We start from the raw sequence: 13,160 nt of genomic DNA on the forward strand, positions 1-13,160 counted from the left end.
TCGTATTCTTTTTTAATATCATTTTAACTTTGAGATAGTACTAAATAGTTCCGTAATAAACTAAATTTGTATTGTTTTTGTCAACGTATTGAAAACTATTTTTTTAATGAATCTTCGTTTTTTTAAAAAATCCCTCCCTACATTTATCTTTCTGATTGTATTTTCTATTGTTGGGATTACGGTATTCTTTCATATCTTAAAAACAGAAGAAACGTTGACTGTATTTAATCCGTCAGACGTCAATCCGAGGTTGGTAGACGCCTCGGTAAAACACATTCGGAATCATCATACCATTGCTGATTTTTCATTGATCAATCAAAACGGAGAACCGGTTACTCATAAAGACTACGAAGGAAAGATTTATATTGCCGATTTCTTTTTTACACGTTGTCAAAGTATCTGTATAACCATGGCATATCATATGCAAGAACTACAGGAGTATTACAAAAACGACGATGAAATCATGTTTCTTTCTCACTCGGTAACTCCCGGAATCGATAGTGTTCCCGTATTAAAAGCCTATGCCATTGAAAAAGGTGTAAATGATATCAAATGGAATGTAGCTACCGGGTCTAAAAAACACATTTACGATTTGGCCCGCAAGAGCTATTTTACTGCTTTGGATGAAGGCGAAAGCGACGAAAATGACTTTATTCATACGGAGCAATTTGTTTTGATAGATAAAAAAAGATGTATTCGCGGTTTTTATGATGGTACCAAAAAAGAAGATATGGAAAAAATAAAAACAGCTATTGCTTTGCTAAAAAAGGAGTATGCCAAAAAATAAATCAATACTTTATATTGGATTCTATTTTCTTAGTACGCCCTAGTATTTTGCAGGCTTTAAACAACAACTGTAAAAATTATGAGTTCATTGTAAAAACAGATTGACTTTTTATAGCAGCCTATTTTTTATGATTATGAGACCTTTGCAAAATTGATTTGGCAAAAAAGTTCGACGCCCGAAGAAAATTTTAAACCGGAGTAACCTGTTGGTTTTTGAGGATTTAAAATTTTCGAGAAGGAAGAAATTTGAAGCCAAATCAATTTCAATACAAAATATATCACTATTTTGCAAAGGTCTCATATTTTAGTTGACTCACCTCTTAATATATCGTATATTTGGCCGGAAGGCTTCAAAAACTTTTATTATAAACCTCGCAGGCATATCACCATTTGTTTGTGTTGTTTTCAAAAGCATTTGGTTTTAGAAGTTCCTTTATAAACTTTTATAACTTTAACCCGTTGTGCATTTTGAACTAAAAAGTAAATTTAAACCTCAGTTCGAGTGATTTTGAGCTACGAAAAATCGTATCGAGAACATATTTAGAGCAAAAATTCTATTCTCGATACAAATTTTTCTTATTTTCAATCGAAAAATTTACTCGAATTGACGAATTTTATCAAAATGCACAACGGGTAACTTTACAACTTTCAAACCGGAAACCATAACCCCTGAGCACTTTGAAAAAAATACGAATCTTATCATTAGACGGAGGCGGTATGAGAGGGATCATCCCTGCCACTGTACTCAACTATGTAGAGCAGCAACTCATTGAAAAAACCCAAAACCCCCATGCCCGTATAGCAGATTATGTTGATTTTATTGCGGGTACCAGTACCGGAGGCATTCTCGGAGCACTCTATCTGGCACCGGCCGGAAAGGCAATACAAAACGGAGCGACATCTAAATATACGGCATCCGAAGCACTGGACTTTTATATTAAAGAAGGGTATGGTATATTTAATAAATCTAAAAAAAGCAGTTGGTTTGGCATTCGGAAACTTTTTAATGCCGTCAAATACGACTCGAAAATACTGGAACAAGTTTTACTTCGGGAGTTCGAAGATTTAAAATTGTACAGCCTGTTGAGACCTTGTATTATTACAACCTATAATATACTTTCAAAATCGTCTTTCTTTTTTAATAGCAGAGAGCCCGCAGAAAAAGAAAGAGAATTTTATATAAGAGATGTGTTGCGGTCTACCTCTGCAGCACCTACCTATTTTCCGCCTGCCTTTATTCCTAATTTAAAAAAATCAGATCAAAATATGGTAAATATAGATGGAGGTGTGTTTGCAAATAACCCGGCCTTATGTGCCTATTCGGAATGCCGTAATAGTATCTTTGAACAGATTGCTTTTCCAAAAGCAAAGGACATGCTTGTGCTTTCAATTGGTACGGGAGGGGGTGGTTTTCAGCTTCCAAATGTCCAAAAAAGCCATCGCTGGAGTTTGATCAACTGGGCAAAAAGCATTCCGGAGATCATGATGGACGGTAGCATTGATACGGTAAGCTATCAGATGGAGCATATTTTTGATACCGTCAGGGAAAACGGAAAAAGCAATTACAAAAGAATTGATGTTCCAAAGGAGAAAAGAACCTATTCGGGTGATATGGCAGATGCTTCTCCGGAAAACATTGAGGCTCTTAAACATGCGGGCATGGCTGCATTACAAGAGGCTAACAAAAAAAGGAAGGAGAGCACACTTTAGATGAAATGATAGCACTGTTCATCTCCGAAAATGAATAGCCCGGTGCCTTTGCAACATTGATTCGGAGAAAGTTCAACCTTTGAAGAAAATCTAATCCTCTGAGACCTTTGCAGAATTGATTTGACAAAAAAGTTCGACGCCCGAAGAAAATTTTCAACCGGAATAACCTATTGGTTTTGAGGATTTAAAATTTTCGAGAAGGAAGAAATTTGAAGTCAAATCAATTTCAATACGGAATATACCACTATTTTGCAAAGGTCTCCCTCTATTTTTTAACTTCCACATTTTATGGGATAATATCATTTTTTTAACCTAAAACCTGGAGTCTGAAACCTAAACCTTTTTAACCTGAGACTTGTTTATGTTGTTCAATTGTGCAAATAATATGCTTATAGTGTTCTTTTTCTTTTACAAAATCCAACTCCGAAACATCAATGATCAGGGTATTTAAATGCTGCTTCGTTTTCATAAAGTTGCTATACCCATTGTGAATCTTTTGCAGATATTCGGGTTTAATATGCTGCTCATAATCTCTGCCTCTTTTTTTGATATGTTTTAAAAGACAGTCTGTATTTTGATATAAATAGATATACAAATCAGGTTTGGGTATCTCTTTATACATTAGATCAAACATCTTTCTGTACAGGGCGTATTCGTCATTTGGAAGTGTAATTTGAGCAAAAATTAAGGATTTAAACATATAGTAATCAGAGACTACAAAATTTTTAAAAAGATCAAATTGTGCCAAATCATCTGTGAGTTGTTGATACCTGTCGGCCAGGAAACTCATCTCTAGAGGAAAAGCAAAACGCTCTTTATTTTTATAAAATTTAGGTAAAAACGGGTTGTCTGCAAAGCGTTCCAAAACCAATTTGGCATTAAAATCGCGAGCTATCAATTGTGCCAGGCTTGTCTTTCCGGCTCCGATATTACCTTCTATAGCGATGTACTTATATGTTTCGGAAATAGCAACAGGGCGTTCTAATTTTTCGGGAATCCTATGTATTTCGGAAGTATCCGTAAAATCTTGTAAGCAATAAGTGATTTGTTTTTTTACAACAGGGTGTATAACCTGTTTTGCAATTTCTTCTAATGGTGCGAGTACAAACTTCCGTTCCAACATTTCGGGGTGAGGAATTGTGATGTGCTTTGAAAAAATAACCTCATTGCCAAATAGTAAAATATCAATATCAATAATTCTATTCGTATATTTAGTGCTATCAGTTCTTTTTCTACCTAGTTCTTTTTCAATAGCCAATATTATTTTCATTACTATTTCCGGGGTTAAACAGGTAGCCACTTCTAAGCAAATATTGAAAAAATCATGGCCTTTAAACCCAAGAGACGTTGTTTTATATACCGAAGATATTTTTTGAATACTACCTATTTCTTCATGAATCAAATAAACTGCTTTTTGCAGGCTTTTTAACCTGTTCTGTAAGTTCGATCCCAGAGATAAATAAATAGTCTGTTGAATTTTCATTGAAAACGTCAAAGAAAATAAAACTAATGAAGAAGAAGTATATAAACAAAAAAATCGTCAAATTAATTTGACGTAGGATTGGAAGATTAAAGAACCCGTTGTGCATTTTGAACTAAAAAGTAAATTTAAACGTCAGTTCGAGTGATTTTGAGCTACGAAAAATCGTATCGAGAACATATTTAGAGCAAAAATTCTATTCTCGATACAAATTTTTCTCATTTTCAATCGAAAAATTTACTCGAATTGACGAATTTTATCAAAATGCACAACGGGTTAAAGAGTTTAAAGATTGAAGGAATACTGCGGTGATGCTGTTTAGCTATCTAATACCATTTATCACTTGTGAAATTACTGGTATAAACAGGTATTCAAACTATAAGTTTTACTTATACTGCTATAAGAAAAACTTATAAAGAGGCTTTTGCAAGGTAGTGATATATTTCGTATTTGAAGTCAAATCAATGCTGCAAAGGTCTCATAAAATATTTTAATTTTCTCTTCTCTCTTATTTCATTTTTCCGTTGCCTCTGTAATGATCTCCCCTTCTTTTGCCATTATTGCGATTTTTGTGATGGTTATTTCTTGAAGCCTTTTCTATAAAGCCTTCAGGTTTTGGCAGGGTCGCTTTTCTGGATACTTTCTCTTTATGTGTTCGAGGGTCTAAGCCAAAGTATTTTATATCAAATACATCGCCGATACTAACGGCATCACTTACATTTTCCGTGCGTTCCCATGCCAATTCACTTACGTGTAGTAAGACCTCATTTCCGGGAGCTTCCGTATATTCTACAACAGCACCGAAATCTAGTATTTTAATTACTTTTACTTCGTAAATAGTTCCTTTTTCGGGTTTAAATAACATGGCTTCAATTCGTGCAACAACTGCATCAATTCCTTCCTGATTGGTTCCGAGAATTTCTACAATTCCTTCTTCCGTTACAGGATCTTCATTAATCACAATAGTCGTTTCCGTAGTTTTTTGCAATTCTTGTATGTGTTTTCCTCCGGGGCCGATAAAGGTACCTATTAAATCTGCAGGAATGATTTTGTTGACCATTTTTGGAGCATGTCCCTTTACATCTGGATTTGGCGTAGCAATAGTATCTGTTAATTTATCTAAAATATGTAAACGGCCATCTCGGGCTTGCTTTAAGGCATTTACTAAAATCTCATAGTTTAACCCTTTGATTTTGATATCCATCTGGCAGGCTGTGATTCCGTCTGCAGTACCGGTTACTTTAAAATCCATATCTCCCAAGTGATCCTCATCCCCTAAAATATCGGACAATACGGCATAGCGATCCCCTTCAGAGATTAATCCCATAGCAATACCTGAAACCGGTTTTTTGAGTTGTACTCCGGCATCCATTAATGCCATAGTCCCGGAGCATACAGTAGCCATAGAAGAAGAACCATTTGATTCCAAAACTTCGGAAACAACCCTCACTGTATAGGGACAATCTTCGGGGATCATTCCTTTTAATGCTCTTTGTGCTAAGTTTCCGTGTCCTACTTCACGGCGAGAAGTTCCTCTTAGCGGACGTGCTTCTCCTGTTGAAAAAGGCGGAAAATTATAATGCAAGTAGAATATCTCTTCACTTTGGTGCGTTGGCATATCTATTTGGTTTGCTTCTCTGGAGGTACCCAAAGTAACCGTTGCTAATGCCTGTGTTTCTCCTCTTGTAAAAACAGAAGATCCGTGGGTAGATGGCAAATAATTAACTTCACACCAAATAGATCTGATATCTGTTGGTGTACGTCCGTCCAAACGCAGATTTTCATTTAGAACCAGATCGCGAATGGCCTCTTTTTCGACTTTGTCGTAATATTTGGAAATCAGTTCTCCGAAATCTTCTAATTCTTCTTCGGAAAAATCAGCTTTTACAGCTTCTCTAATTTCAGAAAATGCCAAACTTCTTTCTTTTTTTGAAGAGCCTTCTTTTGCGACAGCATATACTTTATCATGTGCTATGTCGTGAATCTTTTTCGCTAGTGCTTCATCTTCTTTTTCGGTGTCATATTCACGAGTTTCTTTCTTTCCAACAGCTTCAACTAAGGCAATTTGAGCAGCACATTGTACTTTAATAGCTTCGTGGGCAAACTTAATAGCGTCCGCCATCTCTTCTTCACTACATTCATCCATTTCGCCTTCCACCATCATTACAGAATCTGCAGAAGCCCCTACTATCATATCCATATCAGCTTCTGCCAAAAGTGCTCTACCGGGATTGATTATAAAAGATCCGTTTACTCTTGCCACACGAACTTCCGAAATGGGTGTTTCAAAAGGGATATCACTTAGCTGTATCGCTGTAGAAGCGGCTAAACCAGCTAATGCATCCGGCATTACATTTTCATCATGAGACATTAACTGAATCATTACCTGAGTTTCTGCATGGTAATCTTTTGGAAATAAAGGTCTTAGTACACGGTCTACTAAACGCATTGTGAGTACTTCACCGTCACTGGGTCTTGCTTCTCTTTTAAAGTAACCTCCGGGGTAACGACCGGCAGCTGCAAATTTCTCCCGATAATCGACTGTTAAAGGTAAAAAATCTACATCGGATTGTTCGTAATTTGATACAACAGTGCATAATAGCATTGCATCTCCCATTTGCACAACAACAGAACCATGAGCTTGTTTTGCTAATTTTCCTGTTTCTAATTTGATGGTCCTGCCATCTCCAAGTTTTATGACTTGGGTAACTACTTTTGGAATCATAAATAATTAAGTCTTAGTTTTACTTTAATTGATTTTGTGTTGTTGTGTTATGTTTGCCTCAATGAAAGTACTATTTGCTGTTTAAAATACGAAAGAGGTCGCAAAATACAGACCTCTTTTAGTATACTCTATGAATTATTTTCTAATTCCTAATTTTTTAATAATTGCACGATATCTTTCAATATCAATCTTTTTAAGATAATCTAACAGGCTCCTGCGTTTTCCTACCAATTTAACCAATGAGCGTTCCGTATTAAAATCTTTGGGATTTCCTTTTAAGTGCTTAGTCAAATGATTGATCCTAATTGTAAATAATGCTATTTGTCCTTCGGGAGAACCTGTGTCGGTTTTACTTTTGCCGTGTTTTTTGAAAATAGATTCTTTAATTTCTTTTGTTAAATACATGCCAATATTATTTAAATGATTTTTATGTACATCATAATTTTTTATCGAAATTGCAAATGTACAATTATTTTTTATAGAACTCATTAAGTACATGACAAAAATTTTGTCAAGTTAATATTGTTTTGATTTACATGGTTTAACAGCACAGAAGCGATATAATCCAGTCCATATTTAAAAATACTTTTGGCCATTCTTCCGTGTTCTTTTATTTTGATAGGGTTTAGTTGATGTAAATATATACCTATTGTGCCGTGAATCTTGAAACAGGGCGTTCGCCCTGATTAAAAGAATGTTGTGTAGGAGATGGTAGTAGGTCTACCAAAGTCGTTGTGCAAGCGAAGTCTTTAAACCGCCCCTCGGTGCTTGGATAGTAATAGAAAGGTATTGAAGGGAAAGGGGAAAAGGCTAACAAGATTAGTCAGGTGCGAATAAGAGAGATGAATGCAAATGAACCACTGAAGAAGTAATGAGAGATATTTACCCCACTGTCAAAAGCTGGTTATTGTGTGCACTTGTGATAACTGTAACGGGAACTTGCATACTGGTTACAGGGCAGTCGTTATTGAGGTGGCATGACTCTTATTTAGGCTCTTACATGGAACACGGGAAGTCCTTATTAAATGCTAAGCGAAATACTCAAACAAGATATCCCTGTAAGGTAGAATAACAAAGTTAATAAGGATGGCGGATGAAGCCGTAGTAGTGATGAAGCTTCTGTAATGGAAGTAGAGCAAAGGGCTTCAGTTATACAGTTTTAAATGATTTAACAACTTAAAAAAAAAAAGGAGGATGACTTCATTATTTGAAACAGAATTAAAAACGGTACCGATTACCAAACAAATGGTTCGGGAAGTCTACCGGAAAGTTTTGGCGAACAGGGTAGTGCAGGAGTAGATAAAGAAAGTCTGGAAGCCTATCAGAAAGACTTACTTAAAAATCTGTACAAACTATGGAATCGACAAGCATCAGGCAGTTATTTTCCCAAACCAGTACGAGAGGTAACAATACCCAAGGGTGCATAACATTTTGTCGTTTTAAGCAGCTTTATTTTTCTCAGTACAGATTAGGTTAACTACTTTGTTCCATTTATCACTCAGTTTAGTTGTTCTTAATGTGAGCATATTTTGAGCTCCAATTTTAGACCAACGTTGTCCAGAGAGTTTCATTCTTTTTTGAACAACCTCCCTGTTAGCTGCTTCTATGGCTCCAGATCCTATAATACCTGCTCCTGTATTTTGATATTGCTGATAGTCCATACGCGACCTATTTTCGGTATAATATGTGATAAGTTGGCTTTGTTGTTTACGTTGATTTTGCTTTGTCAATTCTAAGTTTTTGATATTCTCAATGACTTGATTTACTTGACTGTTTTTTAGTAGTTGCTCCTGTTGACCAACCCAACTGTTATATGACTCTTGATTAGAGAGACAAACCTTAGCAAAATCGTGTAAATGTTCTAAAGCATGATACCAATCCAATATTTGTGTGGCAAAAGGGTAATGTTGATCTACCCATTTCCATATCCATCTAGCACCATCACCAACAAAAATCAGTCGCTTATCAATACTCCTGTAACAGCCTAAGTATCTATCCATTCTATCTGTAAACTTATCAGCTTTGCCTAAATATGCTTCATACAACGAATGGCGTATCCATCCACGTTTATTTGATATGTCCATACAGCTACTCTGTTTAAAAATTCTGCCTAATTTTACTTCTTTCCAAGCCTCTTCCCGAGTGAAAAGCATCGACCCATCGACCATAGCATATATGCACTCTTGGTTATCTACCTTAAGAATATCAGGTTCAACGGCATCAACCTCCAATACTTTTTCTTGCTCTAATAAACCACCATAAAAGTCTGTGACTCTGTAAAGCTGCATCGCATTGACTGAAACACCTAGAAGATTCGATAAAACTTCATGACCATCTCCATAACAATCGTTTTGACCAATATAAATCATTTTGTCTTGCATATAGGGACTTATCTTAAATCCATTGACTTTTTCACTAAAGGGATGAGTGTTGTTAATCTCTATCTTTCCGTAACGTGATAAGTTTTTTTTTACGCCTGTCTTTAGATGGTTCGCTTATACTTCTCTCTAAAACCTCTCGACCATAGTCCGTCCATATTTGATCAAAAGTCTTTTCGTAATCATAGTAACTCTTTATGTTTGATAATTTTGCTATCGCTTGATAACGCTTCTTGGCTTGGGCTAAAAATTCCTCTTCGCTAATCATAATGGTGTCGCTTTTAAAAGTTAATCCTTAAAAATAACTATTTCGCGACAAAATGTTATGCACCCATACCCAAGCCAAATGGGGGCGAACGTAAACCAGGTATTCCTACAGTAGAAGACCGCATAGCCCAACAAGTACTCAAGACGTATTTAGAACCCAGATTAGAAAAGGTTTTTCATGAAAACTCATATGGATATCGACGATCCAAAAGTGCGCACGATGCCGTGGATGAAGTCCGCAAGAACGTTAAGCAATATTGGTGGGTCATTGATATAGATATCAAGAACTTCTTTGATGAAGTCAACCATGAATTATTAATGAAAGCCTTAGAACGTCACGTAGAAGAAAGATGGGTAAAGTTGTACATCAAACGTTGGCTGGAATGCCCCAGTCAGTCAGTAGATGGTACACTAACACCCAAAAACGGAAACGGGACACCACAAGGAGGCGTAATTAGCCCTCTTTTAGCAAATCTGTTTCTACACTATGTTATTGACAAATGACTTCCAAAACAAAGTAAGTACATGAAATTTGTACGCTATGCAGATGATATTATTGTGCATTGTTACTTAGACTGGGAAGCAAAACGCTTGTTGAAAGCGATACGAAAACGACTAGAAGAATGCCATTTACGTTTAAATGAAGAGAAAACAAAACTGGTGTACTGTCAAACTTACAGAAGAAAACGAGTAAGAGGCTATCCAAAGCAGTTTGATTTTCTAGGTTTTACGTTCAAACCACGCACAACCACCTATAAAGAGGATGGGAAATATGTCCTGTTCCTAGGCTATGATTGTGCGATAAGCCAGAAGTCCAAAACACGCATACTAAACGGTTGGTTCAAAATGAAGGCTCAAGTAAATTTTATGGGTATTAAGCGAATAATTTTTCAAGTCTAAAGAGGAAAAATTGTGTATCTCTTACGCCTCTTTGATTGGCTCTAAAGAGTTTTATTTTTGAATTAAAAGACTCTGCATTTGCATTTGTATTCCTATTGTCAAAAAAGTTTAAGATGGTATTAAAATGATGTTTAATACTGTTCATTGCTGTATTGAAATTTTTAAATTCCAATTTTTCTGTATCCTCAAACCAATGTTCAAATCGTTGTTTGGCTTTTACTTTACATTTTTCTTGATAAATGCTTCTAAATTCTAAAGTGTGTTTATAGGCTTGTTGGATGTTTGGATAAAGATTACATAATAATTCTGCTCTTTGTTTTCATCTTCTATTGCTTTCCACCGATGCTGTACTCTAACATGCTGTAAAGCTTCTGTTACCAGTTTTACCACATGAAATCTATCGGTAACAATTTTAGCATTTGGAAAACAAATCTTAGCTGTTAAATTCATATTATTTGCCATATCTAAAGTTACTTCTTTGACTTGTTTGCGTTGTTCTAAGGGTATTCTTTCAATAGCAGTAATAATATCATCACTTTTAATTCCTTTTACACAAGCCACTAAAGTTCCTTGTTTACTTCGTCCGTTCTTGTTGGTCAAATAGGTATAAAGTTCACCTTTAGATAGACTTACTTCATCAAGACTTAAATACTCTCCTATATTCTTCGGATAAATAAGATAATCTTCACAATGGGGCTTTTGATTCCAACTATCAAACCCACTTATCTGTTTCTTATAATGGCGTTGTAAAGTTCGTGGGTAAATACCGTAATAACTCGCTATATTACTGATCGTATCTTCTCGGGCCTCTACCTGTAGCTTTTAAAAAATCAGAAAGTTCTGACGTTAATTTAGAACCTTCTGCAATGAATGAATAATCATTTTTAATCGCTCCCTTTTTAGTCTTCTTATCTCGCCATCGTCTTGTTTTTATATGTAGATAAACTGCTTTACCGCGTATGGGAAAATCTTGAATCTGTTTACTGCTAATAAAACCTTTGGACTCATAATGGATCAGTCACAAAAGTTGTGTGTGAGTTCAGATGAAGATTAATTGTTAATTGAAGATTGAATGAAGTGTGTCTTTGCGAGTGAAACGAAGCAATTAGGGATCAGGGTCAAAAGTTTTGTGTGGATTGAATTAAAGTTTTGATCTTTGTAAAAAAAAACAGAGATTGGAATTATCCTTAGACCTTTTAAAATTCATCTTACCTGAGATGCTCGTAGAACATTTTGATTTGGTAAGACACACTCATCGAAATGAGGAACTTCATTTGTATTTTGAAGAGCGTAATGTTGTTCCTAAAGAAGTCATAAATCCTAATGTAATTGCTCATGGTTTCCACAAAGAGATTACTATTGAAGACTTTCCTTTGCGTGGAAACACTGTGTATCTTCACGTAAGGCGACGTAGATGGTTAGATAAAGAGACTAGGCAAATCATTCAAAGAGATTGGAATCTAGTAGCTCAGGGAACTCGCATGACAGGTGAGTTTGCTGCTTTTTTAAAAGAGATTAGTCGATACTGAGAAGAGTGATTGCAAAACCATTGCAAGAATCTATGGCGTGAATGGGAAGAAGTTCCAAAGGCAGTATCGAGATTATTTGAGTGAGTTTAAACAGTGGAAGGAAAAGTCTCATGCCAAAGAGTGGTTGATCTTCCCTGAGAATATAGGAACTCGATTATCTATCGACGAAGTAGCCTTATCAAAAGGAGAACTCTACACCATCGTTACCAATAAAAAAGCTAAAGGAAAGAAAGGAAGTATTGTGGCGATCATAGCTACTACCAAAGCAGAACCTATTATCAAACACCTATTTAAAATCTCATCTGCGAAAAGAAACAAGGTCAGAGAAATTACCCTAGATATGGCGAACTCCATGAAGCTGATTGCCAAACGGTGTTTCCCCAAAGCCATACAAGTAACCGATAGATTCCATGTACAGAAACTAGCTCTAGAAGCACTTCAAGAAATTAGGATCAAACATCGATGGGAAGCCATAGATACAGAAAATGAACGGATCAAACTTGCCAAAACCAATAACAAAGAATATTACCCTGAAATATTAGAAAATGGAGATACCATAAAGCAACTCTTGGCTAGAAGCAGATACTTACTCTACAAAGCACCAAGTAATTGGACAGAAGATCAAAGAGTAAGAGCTAACATCCTCTTTAAAAGATATCCTGATATCAAAACAGCTTTTAAGCTCGTACAAGGACTTAGAAATATCTTCAACACAGCAAACTCAATACAAGTCGCTTATACAAAACTAGCGCATTGGTATAAAGATGTAGAACAAACAGCATACAAGGCTTTTAATACCATAGCAAACTCTATCAGGCTTAACTATAGATCAATATTGAATTACTTCATTAATAGAAGTACTAATGCAGCGGCAGAATCTTTCAATGCCAAAATCAAAGCCTTTAGATTACAATTTAGAGGGGTCAAAAACACAGAATTCTTCCTCTATAGATTAACTACAATTTTTGCATAAACACAACAATTAGTCTTGATCCCTCATAATTACCCTTTGAGTAACCCTCTGGTAGAATATTCTTCTCTTCTAAATAAATGTGAAAAGCATCCTTTTTAACTGAAATATCTCCTAATTCTTCAAAAAATACAATATCAAAATGAAGTAATAAATCTTGAGGGAGGATAGATGCTAATAATTCTAAATGCATCGTCTTTTTTTATGCATCTAAAATAATCAATCCCCATAAATTGTCGTTGACCCATATTTTGTCAAATCAATTCTGCAAAGGTCTCACTATATTATTCACTGAACTCATTTAAACTTTTTGGATGTAAGCGAAAATTAGAAGTTTTTAGATATGTTGAAAGCTTTTTTTGAGTTGCATAGCACTACGGAAGGAAAAAAGATAAAAACAGAGCTAAAAACAGCA

13 protein-coding genes and 1 pseudogene are annotated in these 13,160 nt (G+C 35.5%); 7 read left to right on the forward strand and 7 right to left on the reverse strand.

Annotation, left to right across the window (positions count from 1 at the left end):
* Window positions 1-106: 106 nt before the first annotated feature.
* Both GKR88_20195 and GKR88_20200 read left to right on the forward strand, forming a co-directional pair.
* Window positions 107-787 carry an SCO family protein gene (locus tag GKR88_20195; GenBank protein ID QMU66379.1) on the forward strand — a complete coding sequence of 227 codons (681 nt, stop codon included), beginning with the start codon at window positions 107-109 and terminating at the stop codon, window positions 785-787.
* 677 nt (window positions 788-1,464) lie between these two features.
* Entirely contained in the window at window positions 1,465-2,496 is a 1,032-nt protein-coding gene (locus GKR88_20200) for a patatin (protein ID QMU66380.1), read from the forward strand.
* 343 nt (window positions 2,497-2,839) lie between these two features.
* Here GKR88_20200 and folK read toward each other — a convergent pair whose 3' ends face one another.
* From folK to rpsO, 3 genes are all read right to left on the reverse strand, one after another.
* Window positions 2,840-3,979 (reverse strand): 2-amino-4-hydroxy-6-hydroxymethyldihydropteridine diphosphokinase, encoded by a 1,140-nt coding sequence (folK, locus tag GKR88_20205; GenBank protein QMU66381.1) that lies wholly within the window; start codon window positions 3,977-3,979, stop codon window positions 2,840-2,842.
* A gap of 505 nt (window positions 3,980-4,484) precedes the next feature.
* Entirely contained in the window at window positions 4,485-6,701 is a 2,217-nt protein-coding gene (locus tag GKR88_20210) for a polyribonucleotide nucleotidyltransferase (GenBank protein QMU66382.1), read from the reverse strand.
* A 135-nt stretch (window positions 6,702-6,836) separates the two neighbouring features.
* Window positions 6,837-7,106: a 30S ribosomal protein S15 gene (gene rpsO, locus GKR88_20215; protein ID QMU66383.1), complete on the reverse strand. Its 270-nt coding sequence runs from the start codon at window positions 7,104-7,106 to the stop codon at window positions 6,837-6,839.
* A gap of 466 nt (window positions 7,107-7,572) precedes the next feature.
* Between rpsO and GKR88_20220 the strand changes: the two genes are divergently transcribed.
* Window positions 7,573-7,773, forward strand: coding sequence for a hypothetical protein (locus tag GKR88_20220; protein QMU66384.1), 201 nt, complete (start codon window positions 7,573-7,575; stop codon window positions 7,771-7,773).
* A gap of 367 nt (window positions 7,774-8,140) precedes the next feature.
* Here the strand turns inward: GKR88_20220 and GKR88_20225 are convergent, their stop codons facing one another.
* On the reverse strand, window positions 8,141-9,082 hold the full coding sequence (locus GKR88_20225) for a hypothetical protein (protein ID QMU66385.1): 942 nt from the start codon (window positions 9,080-9,082) through the stop codon (window positions 8,141-8,143).
* Window positions 9,083-9,134: 52 nt separating this feature from the next.
* Window positions 9,135-9,347 (reverse strand): hypothetical protein, encoded by a 213-nt coding sequence (locus tag GKR88_20230; GenBank protein QMU66386.1) that lies wholly within the window; start codon window positions 9,345-9,347, stop codon window positions 9,135-9,137.
* Between the two features lie 23 nt (window positions 9,348-9,370).
* Between GKR88_20230 and GKR88_20235 the strand changes: the two genes are divergently transcribed.
* Together GKR88_20235 and GKR88_20240 are read left to right on the forward strand one after the other, a co-directional pair.
* Complete coding sequence (locus GKR88_20235) at window positions 9,371-9,850, forward strand: hypothetical protein (protein ID QMU66387.1); 480 nt, start codon at window positions 9,371-9,373, stop codon at window positions 9,848-9,850.
* Window positions 9,851-9,871: 21 nt separating this feature from the next.
* The gene (locus GKR88_20240) at window positions 9,872-10,246 is read left to right on the forward strand and encodes a hypothetical protein (GenBank protein QMU66388.1); all 375 of its coding nucleotides are present in this window, start codon (window positions 9,872-9,874) and stop codon (window positions 10,244-10,246) included.
* Here GKR88_20240 and GKR88_20245 read toward each other — a convergent pair.
* Window positions 10,221-10,906: pseudogene (locus GKR88_20245) on the reverse strand (DDE transposase). The gene GKR88_20240 and the pseudogene GKR88_20245 sit on opposite strands and share 26 nt — an antisense overlap.
* A 515-nt stretch (window positions 10,907-11,421) precedes the next feature.
* On the opposite strand from GKR88_20245, the gene GKR88_20250 reads away from it, so the two are divergent.
* Both GKR88_20250 and GKR88_20255 read left to right on the forward strand, forming a co-directional pair.
* On the forward strand, window positions 11,422-11,775 hold the full coding sequence (locus GKR88_20250) for a transposase (GenBank protein QMU66389.1): 354 nt from the start codon (window positions 11,422-11,424) through the stop codon (window positions 11,773-11,775).
* Window positions 11,776-11,794: 19 nt separating this feature from the next.
* Entirely contained in the window at window positions 11,795-12,748 is a 954-nt protein-coding gene (locus tag GKR88_20255; GenBank protein QMU66390.1) for a DDE transposase, read from the forward strand.
* Here the strand turns inward: GKR88_20255 and GKR88_20260 are convergent.
* The gene (locus GKR88_20260; GenBank protein QMU66391.1) at window positions 12,732-12,938 is read right to left on the reverse strand and encodes a hypothetical protein; all 207 of its coding nucleotides are present in this window, start codon (window positions 12,936-12,938) and stop codon (window positions 12,732-12,734) included. The two genes, GKR88_20255 and GKR88_20260, sit on opposite strands and share 17 nt — an antisense overlap.
* Window positions 12,939-13,160: the final 222 nt, after the last annotated feature.

It is taken from the genome of Flavobacteriaceae bacterium, from assembly GCA_014075215.1.
Classification (GTDB): Bacteria; Bacteroidota; Bacteroidia; order Flavobacteriales; family Flavobacteriaceae; genus Polaribacter.

Excerpts from the sequence above, each read along its gene's own strand:
- GKR88_20210 (QMU66382.1), bottom strand. The coding sequence starts at position 6,701 with ATGATTCCAAAAGTAGTTACCCAAGTCATAAAACTTGGAGATGGCAGG.
- GKR88_20230 (QMU66386.1), bottom strand. The coding sequence starts at position 9,347 with ATGATTAGCGAAGAGGAATTTTTAGCCCAAGCCAAGAAGCGTTATCAA.
- GKR88_20260 (QMU66391.1), bottom strand. The coding sequence starts at position 12,938 with ATGCATTTAGAATTATTAGCATCTATCCTCCCTCAAGATTTATTACTT.
- GKR88_20240 (QMU66388.1), top strand. The coding sequence starts at position 9,872 with ATGAAATTTGTACGCTATGCAGATGATATTATTGTGCATTGTTACTTA.
- GKR88_20220 (QMU66384.1), top strand. The coding sequence starts at position 7,573 with ATGAGAGATATTTACCCCACTGTCAAAAGCTGGTTATTGTGTGCACTT.
- rpsO (QMU66383.1), bottom strand. The coding sequence starts at position 7,106 with ATGTATTTAACAAAAGAAATTAAAGAATCTATTTTCAAAAAACACGGC.
- GKR88_20195 (QMU66379.1), top strand. The coding sequence starts at position 107 with ATGAATCTTCGTTTTTTTAAAAAATCCCTCCCTACATTTATCTTTCTG.
- GKR88_20225 (QMU66385.1), bottom strand. The coding sequence starts at position 9,082 with ATGCAAGACAAAATGATTTATATTGGTCAAAACGATTGTTATGGAGAT.
- folK (QMU66381.1), bottom strand. The coding sequence starts at position 3,979 with ATGAAAATTCAACAGACTATTTATTTATCTCTGGGATCGAACTTACAG.